Below are 17,549 nucleotides of genomic sequence, written 5' to 3'. Positions count from 1 at the left end.
GTTTTAATCGGCTCTTTCATCTTTTTCACCTAACTCCTCGTAACGATCTAATGTGTACCTTCCCAGCTTCCCTTGTCGAATATCAAAAACGACTAATTCACTACCGCGATCATAATTGTCTTTGTAGCCACGTTTTTCAGTGATCTTCATCAATAGTTCTGGTGCTAGACATTGTTCTTCTACCGCAGAAAGTGAATAACGCTGAGCAATTCTTCCTTCATAGTAGCGAGCAAAAAAGTCTAACCCAAACAGAGCAATATCATCTAAATGGATGAGTTGATCTTTGATAGCGCCAGTCAAAGCTAATTTTTTGCCAATCTCAGGATCTTCAAATTTAGGCCAGAGAATTCCTGGTGTATCCAGCAATTCCAATTCTGTACCAAAACGCAACCATTGTTGTCCTTTGGTAACACCTGGTTTATTCCCAGTCTGAGCAATTTTTTTGCCGACTAAGCGATTCATCAATGTTGATTTTCCTACATTAGGAATCCCAATGACCATTGCTCTTATCGGACGTGGTTTGAGCCCACGAGCTTTGTCACGAGCAATTTTTTCTTGCAGAACTTCCTTTGCTTTAGGAACGATCATTTTGATTCCTTGACTATCCTGAGCATTGATCGCCATGGCTAAGAAACCTTGTTTTCTAAAATAGCCTTCCCAGAGTTTTGTTTGCTGAGGGTCAGCCAAGTCTGCTTTATTGATCAAGATCAAGCGTGGCTTTTGTTGTAAAATTTGATCCAGCATGGGGTTTCTTGAAGAAACGGGGAGACGAGCATCTACAAGTTCAAACACGATGTCGACAAATTTTAGTTTTTCGCTTACTTCACGTTTTGCTTTGGCCATGTGGCCTGGAAACCATTGAATGGTACTCATAATTAATTTCCTTTCATACCAGTCTTTTTCAGACATTGTTTTGGCTTTCTCTTAAAAGTATCGGACGAATCGAGAAAATTTCCTGATTGCCGAGTATCCTACGCATTTTAACACGAATTGGTTTAATTGGAAATACTACCTGCCAATCACCTGCAACTATACCTATGAGACGCGTATTGTAGTGGTGATTTGCTCATTCAACCTGCTCTTACAGTCCAGCAAATTTCCAAAAAATGGCCAAAAACTGCCCAACTACGCTGACTATTCTGTTATATGCCATTATTTGGCTGATTCCACAGCCTTTCCTTGTTAATTCATTCACTAGAATCACTTGGCAGACTAAATTAAAAATACCATGAGGGGAGTTGGTCCACGGCTCAATTCATTCTGTCACTCAGTGTCAGTCCAAGAGAACTTGCTGGCTTGTGAAAGTAGCTAAAATTAGGAAAAAGTAGCTAAAATTAGGAAAAAGTAGCTAAAAGTAGCTAGCTGAGTGTCAGGATGTAGGAAGCCAACTTTTTTTGAGAAAAAGACCAATTTTCAGCCTAGTTAAAATTATACTTCATTTTACGTCTTTTACTCAAATCATCTTATCAATTTTGAAGAAAAAATGCCAAAAGTCTGACAGAATTACAACACTGTAAAAAATTTTATCGTTATTTCTAGAACATTTTTTTCACATTGCTCAAGCAAGCGGCTACCTCGTTTGAATATATAAGTAATAGAAATAAAACGAAATGCAGCTATGTATCGTAGCTAAGTACTAAGATCAACAAAATCGAAAAGATCAAACCTTTTTGAAACCAAGAGGTTCCCATCGCTCATACTGATTTATGAAAACAATGAAAACAAAAAAATCTAGAAAGAATTTACTTCTTTCTAGATCGCCATCATTTCTTATTAAAGTGCGTATCGATACAAGTTTTGATGAAAAAAAATACAAATGAAATGAATAGAAAACTAATTTTTACTCATGATTCTCCCTTTTGATACTCTCACCGTTGGAGTTAATGACTTGCCGATACCACTCAAAGGAATCTTTTTTCTTACGCATATAGGACCCTGTTCCATCATCTTGTTTGTCGACATAGATAAATCCATAGCGTTTTTTCATCTCACCTGTCGTAGCACTGACTAAATCGATCGGCGCCCACGTTAGATAACCGATACAGTCTACCTGATCCTCTTCAACTGACAGCAACAATTGCTCGACATGTCTGTGCAAGTAATCAATGCGATACGCATCGTGAACATGCCCATCTTCTGCGATTTCATCCACTGCACCTAGTCCGTTTTCAGTAATCATGATTGGTAATCCGTATTTTCGATAAGTGTAATTTAACAAATACCGCATGCCAATCGGATCAATCGTCCATCCCCACTTACTGCTTTCCAAATAAGGATTTTGCAGACCGCCAAATAAAGCACTTTTTCCTTCCGATGCACCTTCATATTCTGCGACAGAAGACGCATAGTAATTCATGCCAATAAAATCAATTTTGCCCTCAGCAAACACTTTTTTATCTGACTCAGAGATCACGATTTTTATGCCTTGATCTGCATATTCTTCCAGTTTGTATTGGGGAAACAGACCATTGCACATTGCATCGATCTGATAGAAGTCACGATCCATTTGTTTATAGGCATTTAGAACATTGACGGGATCACAATTTGCTGGATAGACTGGCTCGATACCAAAAACACAGCCAATTTGGAAGTTTTCATCAATTTCATGTCCCATTTTGACAGCAGCACAACTTGCAAGCGTCATATTGTAGCCAATCATGGCTAATGTCTGGGCCTTAGCATCGATTTCAGAGTACTTTAATCCGGCAATGATATAGGTAAAGATATCACTAGCCTCACTTTGAGAATCGATATGGTTCATCTCATTAAAAGTGGCCCAGTATCTGACTTTTCCTTTGAATGCTTCAAACATCGTGTGACAAAAGCGCAAATAGAAATCAACGACTTTGCGATTTGTCCATGAACCATATTCTGTCACTAGATGAATCGGCATTTCGAAGTGATAGAGCGTAATGATCGGTTCGATACCATGTTTTAATAGCGTGTCAACGACTCGATGATAAAAATCGATACCGGCTTGATTTGGTTCTGCTTCGTCCCCTTTAGGATAAATTCTTGACCAATCGATAGAAATCCGTAATGCCTTGAATCCCATTTCCGCAAACAAAGCAATATCTTCTTGATAACGATGATAAAAATCGATGCCTGTATGAGAAGGATAAACCTTGTTAGCAAGAAGTTCTTTATCGATCTCACGAGGCTGTTCATAGCTGCCTACTGTGACATAGTCCATAATAGCTGGGCCTTTGCCATCTTCCTGCCAAGCACCTTCACATTGATGAGCGGCAATGCTGCCGCCCCATAAAAAATCATTTCTTAACTTCATCTGCTCACCTTTTCTATCTTCTTTATTACGGTTTCTATTGCAAGACAATATTTAGTAAATCATCCGACTTTACCAACTGGTTATTGGATGTTGGGATCACATCAAGAAAATCATTCGTATTCGTAATGACCACAATAGTCGTTGGATCATACCCGGCTTCACGAACTTTTTCAAAATCTACTTCACCGATTGGTTGTCCTGTCCTCACACGATCACCTTGCTTCACATTCATCGTAAAATACTTGCCTTCTAACGAAACAGTGTCGATACCAATATGGATCAAGACCTCAACGCCTTGGTCACTGCGAAGACCAATCGCGTGTTTGGTAGGAAAGACTGTTAGCACTTCCCCATCGATTGGCGAATGAATCACATGACTTATAGGTTTGATACCGATTCCTTTCCCTAAAGCACCAGTTGAAAAAGCTTGGTCATTGATTTCATTGAGAGGAACCACTTCTCCTTCCACTACACTTTTTAAAGCAGTAGAACGAATCATTTCAGAAGATACAGGTTGTTCTTTCTCTTTAACCGCCGGTACTTCATCACTTTCTACTGGAATCCCTAACATATAGGCTGCGATAGTCGCACCAATAAAACTGATCGCAACCGCTGCCACCATTAACCAAAGATTCATGAAGTCGCCTTCGCCAATATAGGCAGGTAATCCAAATAATCCCCAAGCAATTGAATAAGCTTTGACACCTGTTAAACCGGCGAACAGTCCCCCTAAACCTCCACCGATCATCACAGCAATAAACGGACGACGGAATTTAACGAATACACCATAGATGGCTGGTTCGGTAACTCCTAAAATGGCGGATAAAGTCACGGTCCCAAATAGTTGTTTTTGTTTCAAGTTGCGAGCACGCAAGAAGTATCCAAGCATTGCTCCGCCGACAGCGATGTCAGAGATTGTACATGATGAGATAAACGCTGGATCATATCCATTTGCTGCAATCAATGAAGCCACAACAGGCATAATGAAATTGCCGGCGCCTAACATAATGATGAATGGCTGTAATGCAGAATAGAGCATCATCACAAACCAGCTACCTATCGTGTCCATCAATAGATTGAAGAAGCCAATGATGCCTTCCCCAATATAAAACCCTAATGGACCAAAAACCAGGAGTGTGGCTGGCAAAGTAATCAGCATGATCACTAAAGGAGACATAAAGTACTGCAAACTTTTAGGAATGACTTTTTTGGCAAACTTTGTTACATAGCCCATGAACCATACTGCTAATAAAATCGGGATAAAGCTATTTGAATAAGTGATCTGTGGTAACCCAATACCAAATAAACTCAATCCTGAAACATTGTTGATCGGTTCAGATAAAATGGTTGCTGCTAAAGCCACTGCTAGATAAGGGCTGGCGCCTAATCGTTTGGCACAGCTCATCGCCATTAAAATAGGTAAGAAATAAAAAACAGCCGACCGTAATGCATCAAAAATTTGATACGTTGAGCTATCTGTCGAAATCAAACCGGTTAATGAAATAATTGAAAGAAATGCGGCTAATAAACCTGCACAGATGATTGGTTCTAAAATGGGATTCATTGATTCCGAAATCACATCTAGCATCGCCTTGATCGGATTTTTCTTCGTTTTTGACTGGTCTGCTTCGTCTCCTGACATTCCCAGTTGGTCAATTAAATCTTTGTAAACATCGTTTACATGGGTTCCTACGATAATTTGATAAGCAACATTATTGCTTACCACATCAATAACCCCTTCCAGCTCTTGCAATTTTTTTGTATCTGCTTTTGAGCGATCTTTTAAAGTAAAACGAAGACGAGTCATGCAGTGCACAACAGCTTGAATATTGGCTTTTCCGCCAACTAATTTGATGATTTGCTCGTTGAAATCATGGTATTGATTCATGTCATTCTCCTCTTTCTGTTACACGATTGATGTGGATCATTAAGTAGGTGTACTCTTCTTGTGTCAGGTAACTGTTGAACTTTCCTTTGACATAGATCTCAATTTTTTCAACCGCGGCAAATGCTTCCGGATACATTGCTTTCACTTGTTTATAAAGTTGAGACTCATTGTCGGAATAGGTCTGGTTGTTCCGCAATCGTTCGATGAAATACTGGAGATGGGTCACAAGACGCATATAATTCATGCTGTTTTCATCTAAAGTAATCGTAAAATGATATTTGATAATATTCAGCATATCCCGCAACGTTTCCATATCAGCTAATTGTTCATCAAACTTTGCTTTCGTTTCCTGCAAGTTAACAAAATGTAAGGCAATGGCAACGGCTTCATCTTCAGGAAAATCGACTTGAAAGGTTTGATTGATCCTTTCCAAGGCTTCTAACCCAATTTTGTAATAACTGGGATAGAATTTTTTTACCTCCCAAGTCAATGGACTCCTCAAATATTGATCTTTTTTTGCCCGTTTCAATGCAAAGGATAAATGATCTAACAAAGCTAAATAAAGATAATCATTGGCACTTTTGCCGATTTCTTTTTCTCCATATTGTACGAGCTCTTTTACAAGCAGGATCAATTGATCATCGGCGCGAGATAAGAGGTAGCTAAAATGCTCTAATCGATCTTGGCTATCTAAGACAAAGGTCTTTTCTACTTCAGAGTCAGAAATATGTTGGCCAACTTTTTTCTTGAATGCGACTCCTGTTAAGTAGATGATCGACTCATGCCCTCCTCTATCCACTAAGGCAACATTATTATTGATAATCTTTTTAACTTTCATTCGTTTCTCCTTTCCAGAAAAAAGAACTCAGAATAAATATCAAATAAACTTTACAAAAGAAAGTGTACTTGATATATATTCTGAGTTCTGCCTGATCGTCTCAGTAACATAACTCAAGAAACAGCTGCGGCGCTATTTCTCGTTCCTTTTTCTAACTTACAGCCAAAGTATATCAGCTTAAAATGGCACTGTCAACGCTTACTTATAAAATTATTTCTTGCTTGTTCGTTTCAATAGAATAACGAAAAACAACAAAGTAAGTGTTAAATAATTATGTAAAGAACATGACACAAGAACAGCATTTTATTATCAAGCAAAGGATCCAACAACATTGATTTCTGCAGAAAAATACTAGCTGCTATTAAAAACATCATCTACTCATATTTTTTGAAAGTAGCGATACCTACGCAAAAATATGAATAAATGATGTTTTTGTTTTTCATTATATAAAGCGCATATGGGTTAGTGGGTAATAAACAAAACGAGCATTTCCTAAAATCGCATCTCCAGAAATGGCACCAAATGATCGGCTGTCTTTAGAGGCACGACGATTGTCACCTATCACGAAATAGCTGTCTTTCCCCAGCTTTTCAACGCCCAACAATGACTGTAGATCAAAGTCATTCGTATAAGAGACATTTTCGTGATCATTCTTTCGATTTTTCACTAGGAAATTCTCATCTACCGGCTGATCATTAACATATAGTTGATCATTTTCGTAACGAATGGATTCACCAGGCAATCCAATCACTCGCTTAATATAGGTGGAACCATCCGGCATTTGAAAAACGACGACATCAAATCGCTTGATGGGTGAGATTTTCTCGATCAAAACCATATCACCCTGTCTTAAGGTACCTTCCATTGAATTTCCGCCCACCGGTACAGGGATCAGCAAGAATGCACGAATCAGGAATGCAGAGGCCAATGCAATAATCGCGTATTTAATGATGAACCAAAAGCGATCGATCCAGATTTTTCTTCGCTGCATGATGTCCCTCCTCTTTTACTTTGTTACTACTTTGATAATAACTCGACAGCTTTCAAATAAGCATGATCTTCTTGTTTTAATTGATCCGTCACAGCTTTCTCAATTGCTTGTGCTGTTTCTGCATTCACTTTCCCTGTCACTTCCAGCTCAGCTTTTTGCTGAACGGCTTGAACGGCTGATACGGTGGTTTGGTCAAATGTATCTCCGGTGGTCCGATAACCTAGTGCAGAAAGAAACTGATTCAACCGATCAACTGCTTCTGAGCTTTGCCCTTCTTTCAATTCTTTGTCTCTTGGTAATGGAGCTAAATAGGCATACTCAGGAAAATCTGCTTGATGATCTGGCATTACACCTTGCTCATTGACCCATTCTTCATTTGGCGTCAGCCACTTCATGACCGTCATCTTTAACTCACTATTGTTTCCTAATTCTTTTACATTTTGTACAGTTCCTTTACCAAAGGTTTCTGTACCAACAACTGGTATATCTGCGGATTCTTGCAACGCAGCTGCAAAAATTTCTGCGGCCGATGCACTGCCGCCATCAACCAAGACGACAACCGGTTCTGTGACTTTGAATCCTTCATCAAGAGCAGCACTTGCCTTCGTTTCACTTATGACACCACTATCATCTGCAAACTTAACGATCGTTTTTCCATCTTCTAAAAACATGCTAGCCATGATCTGTACTTGATCTAAAAGTCCACCAGGATTTTGCCGGACATCCAGAATAAATGATTTTGCTCCTTTCTTTCTCAGTGACTCAATTCCTTCTTTTAATTCGGAGGCAGTACTTTCACCAAAAGTCGTAATTTCGATTTTCCCGATTTTTTTCTCACTATCAAGGTCTGTATGAACAGTATCCACTGGAATCGTATCTCGTGTAATCGATACGTCAAAGGTCTCTTTTTCCCGTTGGATCGTCAACTTGACTGTGGTCCCTTTTTTGCCACGAATGTTGTTTACGACCTCTGTTAATGACAGGCCTTTCGTTTCTTTCCCATCCACTTTCAAAATACGATCGTTTAGACGCAAACCGTTTTTCTCAGCTGGGGAGTTCTTGATAGGGGCTTGTGCCACTTCTGGATAGTCGTTGACAAGGGTAAGGGTGGCGCCAATTCCTTCAAAACTGCTTGATAAAGACTGATCCAATTCATTGGCTGCTGATTCACTAAGATACGTTGTATAAGGATCACCTAATGCATCGGTCATTCCTTTTAATGCCCCTTCGACCAAGACATCCTCATCTACTTCTTGGTAATAATTGGCACGAATTTGGTCAAAAAGCGTTTGAACTTTTTCCAGTTCATTTGATGTCGCCACTGTGGGCTGATTCTGTGGGGATTGTGTTGCAGCCGTACTTTTTTGCCAAATGTAGACACCGCCTCCCGAGAGGATCGCGACACAAATCAGTGAGATCACATAACGGTGAAAAGAAACATTTTTCATAGAAAGACACCTTTCTGTCCATTAATTTTTAGCCTCTAGTGTAAAAAGAGAGAAAGTTTCCACTCCACTCTCTCTTATTTATTGTCCTCCACATACTGTTCCCAAATACGATCAAAAATATCCATAGAAGGCAAATAATCGACGTTCAATTCTAAATAAGAAGAAACTTCATCATAATCGTCGGTATGTTTTGGGAATTGAATATCATGACTTGCATGTGTCGCAAAGATCTGTGCCTCATCAGTATGACTAGGCCCTTTGATGGCCATTAAATAAGTATAAAAACTTTTACGCATGCGTATTCTCCCAGTGATCCTCAAGAAAAGCTGCTCGTCTCGCATGATTGCGAGCAAAATTTTCAGGATGCTTTTTGTAGTATTCTTGATGCTCTTCTTCTGCCAAATAAAAAGGTTGTGCAGGTTCGATACTCGTTACGATTGGGGCATTAAAGCGACCCGATGCTTGCAAAGCGGCTTTACTTGCTTCTGCTTTTTGTTTTTGTTCCTCATTGAAATAGAAGATGACTGGTCGGTAATTGTCTCCTCGATCTTCAAACTGCCCAAAAGCATCCGTGGGATCCGTCTGTTGCCAATAAATAGTCAATAATTCCTCAAAACTGATTTTTTCTGGATCAAAAATGATCTCAACAGCCTCCGTATGACCGGTTTTATGACTTTTTACTTCCTCGTAGGTCGGGTCAACCGTGTGTCCAGCCGTATACCCCGAAAAGATGGACTGTACTCCTTCTAGCTCATCAAAAGGCTGAATCATACACCAGAAACACCCTCCCGCAAAAATTGCTCGTTCCATTATTTGTCCTCCGTTTCTGCTGGCAGATAGAGACTCATTTGGATCTCATCATCTACTAGATTGATTTTATTCGCTTTGATAAACAAGCCGTTTTGCATGCGGAATTGATCCAAGCGGATCAAAATAATTTGTTCATCCGCATTGACCTCGATCCACTCTGGAAACTTGAAACTGCGCTTGATCATTTTTAACACTTCACTGGTCGGCAGATCTAAAGTACCAATTGATAAACTTTTGGCTTTTAACTGAACATTGCCTTCTTCGGTGACATAAGGATCAAAGTATAAGTAAAATGTGATTGGAAAGTTCAGCACTGTAAATTGACCTGTCAGTAGTGCCTCATTTCTCAACTCGAAATTGTATTTTACTTCTTGATCTTTCTGAAAATCAGTTAAATAGAAATCGATCAATTGATTGACTTGACTCTTATTACTGTTGATGGTCAAAACAGGATTACCGTCTCGTTTGACTAGTTCTGCACTTTCTGAGATCCCAGATTCACGTTGTTGAAACACCCGTGAAGCAAAAAAGACAGTTGTTCCCAGCAGAATGCCTACTAAAACTAGAAAAGCAATTTTCCAGTAATTCATTTTTTTGATTGGACTTTTTTTATCCACATCATTAGTTTCTTGTTTCATTATTTTTCCTCCTTCATCAGCCAAACATTTTGGGTTTTGATTAATTCATCACGAACAGCATTCGCCATTAGCTGATACCCTAGATTGTTTGGATGGAAACGATCCCCATCATACAGTACATTGTTGGTCACTTTTGTTCCCCCAGTTTCTGAAGTACCGGTCATACCATTGGTGGTGGAAGTTGTGGTATCCGAAGTTTCTGCTGATCCTGAAGCGCCTGCTTCAGAAGAATCCGTATCTGCGATCCCTACTTCGTCACTTAGCCCCTGGTACAGCAAATCATTGATTGGGATAAAATAAGCATTGTGCTGTTTTTTGACAAATGTTTCTGTTGCTTTGTTCCAATTATCAATAATCGTTTGCATATCAGTAATTTCTGGAAAATTTAAATAAAAAGGATTATATATCCCTAACACATAAATGGGTGCTGTTTCATTCAGTTGACGAATCTGCTCAAACATCTCTACTAATCGTTCTTGATAGTCGGCCATTGGTTTGGTAAAAGAATCGACACTCAAACCAAAAAAATTAGTTTGAATCACTTTTAATACATCATTCCCGCCGACGGTCAATGTAATCAAGTCAGCCTTCTTTAGATCACTGCGCAATTCTTTGTCTTTGTTCACTCGTTTCAGGATTTGATCGCTGCGCTCTCCAGCAATTCCATAGTTCGTCGTCACAACATTTGCTAAATGATACCGATCTTGCAAATCGGCTGCAACGATGGGCACAAATCCTCCTTGTTGCGTCTCATCACCGACTCCTTCAGTCAGCGAATCGCCTAAGGCCATGTAATTGATCACATTTTTGGTCTTTCCCTCTTCTGCCGTTCTCGCAACTGGTGTGAGCAATGGTTGCGCTTTTGGAATCAAAAAATGACCGAGCATTCCAGTACCTAAAGCTACGATCAATACAACTGAAAGATAAATTGCTACTTTTTTCCACTTCACGGATCTTCAATCTCCTAACCTATAATCTAAGCTATTTTATCAAAATTCTCATTAAATTCATAGTCGAAATGTTTTGATTGACGAGAAACTCAATCAACGAAGAGCAGCGAAGTATGAAGCAATTTCTACCCATCTGCTTGATTCGAGTCCCGCTTCATCAACTGCTCGTCTACTCATTGTACTCATTGTTTCGTCTGCAGTTGCTTCTAAACTTACATTAAAAAGAATGTAAAAGTCATTTATCGAGTGACAACCATAATGATTCTTTTCAAGGTCGCGCTCGCTTGGCTCGCCGTTGCTCATCATCTGCTCTGTCACTCTTCGTGTGCCAGTCTTTGTGATTCTTTTCAAGGTCACGCTCGTTTGGCTCGCCGTTGCTCACCATCAATTCTGTCTTGCTTCGCAAGCCAATCATTGTGATTCTTTTCAAGGTCGCGCTCGCTCGGCTCGCCGTTGCTCATCATCTGCTCTGTCACTCTTCGTGTGCAAGTCTTTGTGATTCTTTTCAAGATCGTGCTCGTTTGGCTCGCCGTTGCTCACCATCTGCTCTGTCACTCTTCGTGTGCCAGTCTTTGTGATTCTTTTCAAGGTTACTACGCTCGCTCAGCTCGCCTAGTACTGCTCATCATCAATTCTGTCTTGCTTCGCAAGCCAATCATTGTGATTCGCAGCAAAAAGCGATTCGTGTTTACGAATCGCTTGGATACTGTCATTAAAATTATTCGGTGTAATACGTAATGGCGAATGCGCCTTTGCCGGTATGGGTAGCGATGATTGGGGTGGTATGAAGTAGTGGAATATTCATTTCTGGGAAGAGTTGTTGCAATTCTTTTTTGAATTGTTCTGTGATCTCTAACCCCTCTGCATGAGAGATCCCTATTTGTTTCACATTCGGCATGCGTTTCAATTCGTCTTTCAATTCTTCAAACCACTTATTAAATGTTTTTACACCGCGTCCTTTTACGATTGGAATCAATTCTGAATGGTCGAAATCCATAATCACTTTCATATTTAATAAACTGGATAATAACCCTTTGGCACGACTGATTCGACCGCCTTTTACCAGATTTTCTAATGTAGAGACACCAATAAATAATTTGGTATTTTCTCGAACTTTGTCAACTTCCGGCAAAACTTCAGCTAATGTCTTACCTTCTTGTGCTAATTGAGCTGCCCGAATCACTTGGAACGACAATGCTTGATCTGTCGTATCACTATCGATCACTGTCACATTTGCTTTCGACAAATTACTTGCTTGTCTGGCAGCTTCGACAGTTCCACTCAGACCCTTCGTCATATGTATCGATAAAACGTCACTACCATCTTTTCCTAATTCATCGAACAGTTCCACAAAATGGCCAATCGGTGGTTGGCTCGTTTTTGGAAGTTCTTTTGCTTGTGCCATCATTTGCATGAATCGTTCTCCGGGCAATGAATCATCATCCGGATAAACCATCCCATCGATCATTACAGATAACGGAACTACATGGATATTCAATTGGTCTCGAACGGTTGGCTCCATCGTACAGGAGGAATCCGTTACAACTTTAAGCTTTGCCATCATACATTCACTCTCTCTTTAAATCAAGTCTCTTTTCGTGGTAAAATAACCATAGACCATTTATAATCAGTATAACAGAGAGAAAAAATTTTTTCATCTTATTTAAATTCGAAGGGAAGGTGCTTGATGGATCATATGAAATTTACACGACGCTACTTGATTCTGAATGAGGTACTCAATGCGGTGACCCATGGTATCGGATTTGGATTAAGTATAGCTGGACTCGTTATTCTTTTGATTAAAGGGGCTCGATTAGATTCCCCTATTCACATCATTTCCTATGCGATTTATGGCTCTATGATGATTTTGTTATTCTTATTCTCTACGCTCTTCCATAGTTTGATGTTCACACGAGCAAAAAAAGTTTTCCAAGTCTTTGATCACGCCTCGATTTTTTTATTGATCGCAGGCAGTTATACGCCGTTTTGCTTGCTGAGTATTCAAGGTTGGTTGGGCTGGACACTTTTCATTTTGATTTGGTTGTTAGCCATCAGCGGGATCGTTTATAAGTCACTCACACTGCATAAAAAAGAGACGGTTTCAAAAATATCCACACTAATTTATATTAATATGGGCTGGCTCTGCGTGATTGCATTTAAACCATTGATTGCTTCACTGGGTTTTCGGGGTACCTTTCTGTTAGCAAGCGGTGGTGTCTCTTATACCGTCGGCGCATTATTCTACAGTATCAAATCCGTACGCTTCATGCATGTGGTTTGGCATTTGTTTGTTATGCTCGGAGCTGGGCTAATGTATTTTTCCGTTCTTTGGTTTACATGATCCAACCCACTTTTACTTAAATAAGGCAGCTGCTACAACCATATGTTGTAACAGCTGCCTTATTTATTTTTTCTGCTTACTATAAAACTCAAACCGGTGCGGATAGATGTTCTTTTCATCCACTACGCCTTCTATGACTTTATCCAAATGCCAGTTTGACCAATCGATCTCAGGAAAGTAGACATCTCCGGTAAATGTCTCGTCGATCACTGTTCGATACAACTGATCGCAATCTTCGATCATCGATTCGAAAACTCCAGAACCCCCAGTTAGAAACACAGGATGATCTTGATGTGCAGTATAATCCAAGACTTCTTGTCGATCATGCATAACTAATACGCCTTCTGCTTCATATGCTGTGTCACTGGTCAAAACGATTGTTGTTCGATTTGGCAATGCTTTTTTCTTCATGCCCTCAAACGTTTTTCGCCCCATAATGAGCGAATTTCCAGTAGTTTGTTCTTTGAAGAATTTCAGATCGTTTGGCAAATGCCATGGCAATGTGCCGTTTTCTCCAATCAAACCATTTTTGTCTTGTGCCCAAAGTGCAATCAACATGTTTCAAAACTCCCTTTCTAGATAAAGTGAATCTGCAATAGCCGCTGCAATCTGCAGCCTTCTCATTAATTGATAAGCAGGCTGTGCTTGCAGATGATCGGTATTTCTTTCTTTATAACACAAGCCTTCGCACGCTTGATAAAAAATATGCCCTCCATGATGCTTCACTTTGGTTGGCCATTCGCCATCCGTCCATCTTGAAGAATCTGCGGATACTAGTAAAGGAATCAATTCCGCAGAAAACAAGACACTGCCGGCGGTAATATCAAGACCCTTGATATGAAAAACTTCCGCTGCAATTTCATTGACCAGCTTTTCTGTCCGCTGCCAAGCAGTTGGATGGCTTAGGAAGGCTTTCTTTGTACGTCCTAATATACAGAAAGTGTTCGTAGGAAATGGCTGACAGCTCAAAGCTGACAGTTCATCTGGGTATTCCTCACACCAAGTGATCAAACGATCAAAATCACATAATTGAAAGGAAGCGAGTTGCGGAAATGTCTTTCCAGCGCGTGCCACAGCTTGTCGACGTGCTGGACCAGCACCGACTGCTGGCAATTCAAAGAGATAGATCTGGGGCGGCAGCTGCCATAAATACCGCTTGATTTCAGGTTTCGTTACTTCAGAAACTGCTAAAATGACTTGCGAAAAATAAGAACGAAGGATCCTAATTGTTTTTTCTACATCTGATAATGAAATGGTATCTTTTGACGTAATATGCAGCGTTGCGACGATTCCCCGCTGTAAATCGTTTGTCATCTATCTTCTCACTCCCAACTGTAATAAGTTAGACAGCGATCGGTGCCTTGATCGTGGGATGCGGATCGTAGCCTTCAATCGTGATATCTCCCATCTCAAAGTCAAAAATCGATTGTTTCTCAGGATTTAAGTGCAACGTAGGTGCAGAACGAATTGTTCGGGAAAGCTGCTCTTTCATTTGTTCCATATGATTGCTATACAGATGGGCATCCCCTAAAGTATGGATAAATTCGCCGACTTGGAGTCCTGTCTCGTGAGCGATCAAGTGAGTCAATAACGCATAACTAGCAATATTGAAAGGCACCCCCAAAAAAACATCGGCACTTCGTTGATAAAGCTGACAACTTAGTCGACCTTCATGAACATAAAACTGAAACATGGTATGGCAAGGAGGCAGCGCCATCGTCGGCACATCTTCTGGATTCCATGCGGAAACAATCAAGCGCCGAGAATCTGGCGTTGTTTTGATCATTTCAATCACTTCTTTGATCTGATCAATAAATTCCCCTTTAGTAGTTTCCCAATGACGCCATTGATACCCATAAACATGACCTAGATCACCAAATTTTTCTGCAAATGCTTCGTCATTTAAAATACGTTCGCAAAATTTTTGCAATTCCTCTTGATAGCTGGCATTGAATTCTTCATCAATTAATGAGCGACGGCCAAAATCAGTCATATCAGGACCTGTATAGTCCTCACTTTTAATATACCGCTCAAAAGCCCATTCATCCCAAATGTGATTCTTGTGTTGCAGTAAGAATCGAATATTGGTATCTCCTTTAAGAAACCAGAGTAACTCGCTTTTGATCAGACCAAAAGGTACGCGCTTGGTTGTCAATAATGGAAATCCTTGAGAGAGGTCAAATCGCATTTGATGACCAAAAATACTTTTGGTTCCAGTCCCTGTGCGATCCCCTTTGACATTTCCCGTTTCTAAAATTTTTTTCCCTAAATCAAGATATGCTTGTTCCATAATGGGCCTCCTTATTAGTCGTCTGAAAACTCGCTTAAATATTCCCAGCGTGTCATTTTTTCTTCTAACAATTGTTCTGTTTCTGTAACTTCTGCTTGGAGCTGCTGTAATTTCGTAAAGTCATCCCCCTGCTGATTCATCGCTTCAGTTAGTGCGTCGACTCGTTCTTCTAACAGAGCAATCTCATCTTCGATCGTTGCCCATTCTTTTTGTTCCATGTAGCTTAGTTTCTTTTTGACTGGCTTTTCGGAAACAAATTTGCTTTGTAGCCCTTTGTCAGGTTGTGAGGCTGCAGTTTTCTTTGTGCCCTGTTTCGTTGCTGTCTTTTGTAAATATTCGTTTATCGAACCATAGAAGCGAACAATTTGCGCGTTGCCTTCAAAAATAAGTAATTTTTCAGCAACTTTATCTAAAAAGTAACGGTCATGAGAAACTGTAATTACGGCACCAGGAAATGATTCAAGATAGTTCTCCAAAACAGTTAATGTATCAATATCCAAATCATTCGTTGGCTCATCCAACAATAGAACATTTGGTTGACCAATCAATAATTTCAATAAGAATAGGCGGCGTTTTTCACCACCAGATAATTTACCGATCTTTGTTCCGTGCATGAAACGGGGGAACAAAAATTGTTCCAGCATTTCCGCTACACTGACATGGGCACCATCTGTTTTTTCTACTTCTTCTGCTGCCTCTTGTAAATAAGCAATCATCCGCTGTTCCGGATCCATCGTCTCATTGGTTTGCGTATAATAAGCTAATTTGACGGTTGAGCCAATAATCCGTGTTCCTGAATCTAATGAGAGACGTCCCGCCAACACATTCAGCAAGGTTGATTTACCTGCACCATTCTCACCAGTAATGCCTAAACGTTCTCGCGACTGAATCAATAAATCAAATTGAGATAGAATTGGTTTGCCTTCAATTGCATAACTACCTTCTTTGATTTCCAGCACTTGCTTACCTAAACGTGAGGTCGCAACATCAATCTGCACTTCTCCATTCCGCTTGACTTGGTTCATATTCTCTTTCAAATCGTCGAAACGATCAATTCGCGCTTGTTGCTTAGTCGTTCTCGCTTTGGCGCCTGTCCGAATCCATGCCAGCTCGTGCTTATATAACTGTTGCCGTTTTTCTTCTTGGGTTTCTTCAATACGTTCTCTTTCTGCTCTGGCTAATAAATAGTCCTCGTAATTTCCTTGATATTCATAAAGTTTACCAAAAGAGAGTTCAAACACGCGATTGGCTACCCGGTCAAGAAAATAGCGATCATGAGTGACCATCATCAGTGCGCCACGATAGTTTTTCAAATAGCCTTCTAGCCATTGGATAGATTCATAGTCAAGATGGTTCGTCGGCTCATCCAACAATAGTAAATCCGGTTCATCGATCAACACTTGCGCTAACCCCACCCGTTTTTTTTGCCCACCTGAAAGTTCATTGACTGGTTGTTTTAAATCTGAAATCCCTATTTTCTGCAAAATGATTTTTGCCGTTGTATCCGTATTCCAAGCATCTGTTTTATTCATAGCTTCTTCTGCTCTGCTGTAGGCAGCTTGCACTGTAGGATCTGAGCCATTTTGTTCCAGCTGAATCAAAGCTTTCTCATAGTCACGAACGGTTTTGATTAATGGACTTGTTCCTTGGAAGACCGCATCAACAACCGATAATTCTTCTTTTAATTGACTTTCTTGCGCCAAAAAGCCGATTCGATAATCTTGTGGTTTAAAAACAGAGGGACGGTCGCCATCTCCGGCTTCAATTCCAGCCAAGATCGTCAGTAAACTTGATTTTCCTGTCCCATTGACACCAATCAAGCCAATCCGGTCTTTCTCATGTATCAGAAAAGAAAGCTGATCAAATAATGTTTTATCGCCGTAAGTTTTTGTAAGCTCACTTACTTTTAATTCTTTCACAGAATCCCTCCTGAGATCTATTTTTCTTCGCCCATTGTACCACATAAGCATGACAGGGTCTTTAAGAAAAAAGAAAAAAACGGCTCTATAATTTATGGGACTGATGAATCAGAATTGATTCTTCAGCCCCATTTTTATTTTAGGTATTAA

General features: G+C 40.0%; 17 protein-coding genes. 1 reads left to right on the top strand and 16 read right to left on the bottom strand.

Annotated features, from left to right (window positions below; all coding sequences use genetic code 11):
• Window positions 1-3 precede the first annotated feature (3 nt).
• The 12 genes from ylqF to AB5Z52_RS11600 form a co-directional block, all read right to left on the bottom strand.
• Window positions 4-873: a ribosome biogenesis GTPase YlqF gene (gene ylqF / locus AB5Z52_RS11655; RefSeq protein ID WP_005472279.1), complete on the bottom strand. Its 870-nt coding sequence runs from the start codon at window positions 871-873 to the stop codon at window positions 4-6.
• A gap of 967 nt (window positions 874-1,840) precedes the next feature.
• Entirely contained in the window at window positions 1,841-3,286 is a 1,446-nt protein-coding gene (locus AB5Z52_RS11650; RefSeq protein ID WP_041119067.1) for a family 1 glycosylhydrolase, read from the bottom strand.
• Between the two features lie 34 nt (window positions 3,287-3,320).
• The gene (locus AB5Z52_RS11645; RefSeq protein ID WP_003126972.1) at window positions 3,321-5,174 is read right to left on the bottom strand and encodes a PTS beta-glucoside transporter subunit IIBCA; all 1,854 of its coding nucleotides are present in this window, start codon (window positions 5,172-5,174) and stop codon (window positions 3,321-3,323) included.
• Between the two features lies 1 nt (window position 5,175).
• Window positions 5,176-6,012 (bottom strand): PRD domain-containing protein, encoded by an 837-nt coding sequence (locus AB5Z52_RS11640; RefSeq protein WP_117474600.1) that lies wholly within the window; start codon window positions 6,010-6,012, stop codon window positions 5,176-5,178.
• A gap of 442 nt (window positions 6,013-6,454) precedes the next feature.
• Complete coding sequence (lepB, locus tag AB5Z52_RS11635) at window positions 6,455-7,003, bottom strand: signal peptidase I (protein ID WP_003126969.1); 549 nt, start codon at window positions 7,001-7,003, stop codon at window positions 6,455-6,457.
• 26 nt (window positions 7,004-7,029) lie between these two features.
• On the bottom strand, window positions 7,030-8,451 hold the full coding sequence (locus AB5Z52_RS11630) for a S41 family peptidase (RefSeq protein ID WP_368243360.1): 1,422 nt from the start codon (window positions 8,449-8,451) through the stop codon (window positions 7,030-7,032).
• 74 nt (window positions 8,452-8,525) lie between these two features.
• Window positions 8,526-8,747 carry a YozE family protein gene (locus AB5Z52_RS11625; RefSeq protein ID WP_003126967.1) on the bottom strand — a complete coding sequence of 74 codons (222 nt, stop codon included), beginning with the start codon at window positions 8,745-8,747 and terminating at the stop codon, window positions 8,526-8,528.
• Entirely contained in the window at window positions 8,740-9,261 is a 522-nt protein-coding gene (gene msrA / locus AB5Z52_RS11620; RefSeq protein WP_003126966.1) for a peptide-methionine (S)-S-oxide reductase MsrA, read from the bottom strand. Before msrA ends, AB5Z52_RS11625 begins: the two co-directional genes overlap by 8 nt.
• Window positions 9,261-9,899: a YpmS family protein gene (locus AB5Z52_RS11615; RefSeq protein ID WP_029486963.1), complete on the bottom strand. Its 639-nt coding sequence runs from the start codon at window positions 9,897-9,899 to the stop codon at window positions 9,261-9,263. The genes msrA and AB5Z52_RS11615 overlap by 1 nt, the downstream gene beginning before the upstream one ends.
• Window positions 9,899-10,828, bottom strand: coding sequence for an SGNH/GDSL hydrolase family protein (locus tag AB5Z52_RS11610; RefSeq protein ID WP_285603985.1), 930 nt, complete (start codon window positions 10,826-10,828; stop codon window positions 9,899-9,901). The genes AB5Z52_RS11615 and AB5Z52_RS11610 overlap by 1 nt, the downstream gene beginning before the upstream one ends.
• Window positions 10,829-11,117: 289 nt before the next feature.
• Window positions 11,118-11,279 carry a hypothetical protein gene (locus tag AB5Z52_RS11605; protein ID WP_195495440.1) on the bottom strand — a complete coding sequence of 54 codons (162 nt, stop codon included), beginning with the start codon at window positions 11,277-11,279 and terminating at the stop codon, window positions 11,118-11,120.
• 288 nt (window positions 11,280-11,567) lie between these two features.
• Window positions 11,568-12,410, bottom strand: coding sequence for a DegV family protein (locus tag AB5Z52_RS11600; protein WP_034704768.1), 843 nt, complete (start codon window positions 12,408-12,410; stop codon window positions 11,568-11,570).
• A gap of 126 nt (window positions 12,411-12,536) precedes the next feature.
• On the opposite strand from AB5Z52_RS11600, the gene AB5Z52_RS11595 reads away from it, so the two are divergent.
• Window positions 12,537-13,190, top strand: coding sequence for a hemolysin III family protein (locus AB5Z52_RS11595; RefSeq protein ID WP_288551742.1), 654 nt, complete (start codon window positions 12,537-12,539; stop codon window positions 13,188-13,190).
• Between the two features lie 63 nt (window positions 13,191-13,253).
• Here AB5Z52_RS11595 and AB5Z52_RS11590 read toward each other — a convergent pair whose 3' ends face one another.
• The 4 genes from AB5Z52_RS11590 to AB5Z52_RS11575 are packed head-to-tail and all read right to left on the bottom strand — an operon-like array spanning window position 13,254 to window position 17,399.
• Window positions 13,254-13,748 (bottom strand): dihydrofolate reductase, encoded by a 495-nt coding sequence (locus tag AB5Z52_RS11590; RefSeq protein WP_005472261.1) that lies wholly within the window; start codon window positions 13,746-13,748, stop codon window positions 13,254-13,256.
• A 3-nt stretch (window positions 13,749-13,751) separates the two neighbouring features.
• Window positions 13,752-14,504: a hypothetical protein gene (locus AB5Z52_RS11585; RefSeq protein WP_005472260.1), complete on the bottom strand. Its 753-nt coding sequence runs from the start codon at window positions 14,502-14,504 to the stop codon at window positions 13,752-13,754.
• 28 nt (window positions 14,505-14,532) lie between these two features.
• Window positions 14,533-15,480, bottom strand: coding sequence for a thymidylate synthase (locus AB5Z52_RS11580; protein WP_003126957.1), 948 nt, complete (start codon window positions 15,478-15,480; stop codon window positions 14,533-14,535).
• A 14-nt stretch (window positions 15,481-15,494) separates the two neighbouring features.
• Window positions 15,495-17,399, bottom strand: a complete 1,905-nt coding sequence (locus AB5Z52_RS11575; protein WP_368243362.1) for an ABC-F family ATP-binding cassette domain-containing protein — start codon at window positions 17,397-17,399, stop codon at window positions 15,495-15,497.
• Between the last annotated feature and the right edge of the window lie 150 nt (window positions 17,400-17,549).

Origin of the sequence: Enterococcus sp. RTP21361st1_A6_RTP21361_211029, from assembly GCF_040910045.1 — a bacterium.
Lineage (GTDB): Bacteria > Bacillota > Bacilli > Lactobacillales > Enterococcaceae > Enterococcus_D > Enterococcus_D gallinarum.
Note: the sequence above shows the minus strand (reverse complement) of the source record. Positions and strands in the feature narration are given on the sequence as shown.

What these genes read in the sequence shown, in the direction of transcription:
- AB5Z52_RS11615 (WP_029486963.1), bottom strand. Translation starts at nt 9,899, where the DNA reads ATGAAACAAGAAACTAATGATGTGGATAAAAAAAGTCCAATCAAAAAA.
- msrA (WP_003126966.1), bottom strand. Translation starts at nt 9,261, where the DNA reads ATGGAACGAGCAATTTTTGCGGGAGGGTGTTTCTGGTGTATGATTCAG.
- AB5Z52_RS11640 (WP_117474600.1), bottom strand. Translation starts at nt 6,012, where the DNA reads ATGAAAGTTAAAAAGATTATCAATAATAATGTTGCCTTAGTGGATAGA.
- ylqF (WP_005472279.1), bottom strand. Translation starts at nt 873, where the DNA reads ATGAGTACCATTCAATGGTTTCCAGGCCACATGGCCAAAGCAAAACGT.
- AB5Z52_RS11590 (WP_005472261.1), bottom strand. Translation starts at nt 13,748, where the DNA reads ATGTTGATTGCACTTTGGGCACAAGACAAAAATGGTTTGATTGGAGAA.
- AB5Z52_RS11600 (WP_034704768.1), bottom strand. Translation starts at nt 12,410, where the DNA reads ATGGCAAAGCTTAAAGTTGTAACGGATTCCTCCTGTACGATGGAGCCA.
- AB5Z52_RS11595 (WP_288551742.1), top strand. Translation starts at nt 12,537, where the DNA reads ATGGATCATATGAAATTTACACGACGCTACTTGATTCTGAATGAGGTA.
- AB5Z52_RS11630 (WP_368243360.1), bottom strand. Translation starts at nt 8,451, where the DNA reads ATGAAAAATGTTTCTTTTCACCGTTATGTGATCTCACTGATTTGTGTC.
- AB5Z52_RS11585 (WP_005472260.1), bottom strand. Translation starts at nt 14,504, where the DNA reads ATGACAAACGATTTACAGCGGGGAATCGTCGCAACGCTGCATATTACG.
- AB5Z52_RS11645 (WP_003126972.1), bottom strand. Translation starts at nt 5,174, where the DNA reads ATGAATCAATACCATGATTTCAACGAGCAAATCATCAAATTAGTTGGC.
- AB5Z52_RS11580 (WP_003126957.1), bottom strand. Translation starts at nt 15,480, where the DNA reads ATGGAACAAGCATATCTTGATTTAGGGAAAAAAATTTTAGAAACGGGA.
- AB5Z52_RS11625 (WP_003126967.1), bottom strand. Translation starts at nt 8,747, where the DNA reads ATGCGTAAAAGTTTTTATACTTATTTAATGGCCATCAAAGGGCCTAGT.
- lepB (WP_003126969.1), bottom strand. Translation starts at nt 7,003, where the DNA reads ATGCAGCGAAGAAAAATCTGGATCGATCGCTTTTGGTTCATCATTAAA.
- AB5Z52_RS11650 (WP_041119067.1), bottom strand. Translation starts at nt 3,286, where the DNA reads ATGAAGTTAAGAAATGATTTTTTATGGGGCGGCAGCATTGCCGCTCAT.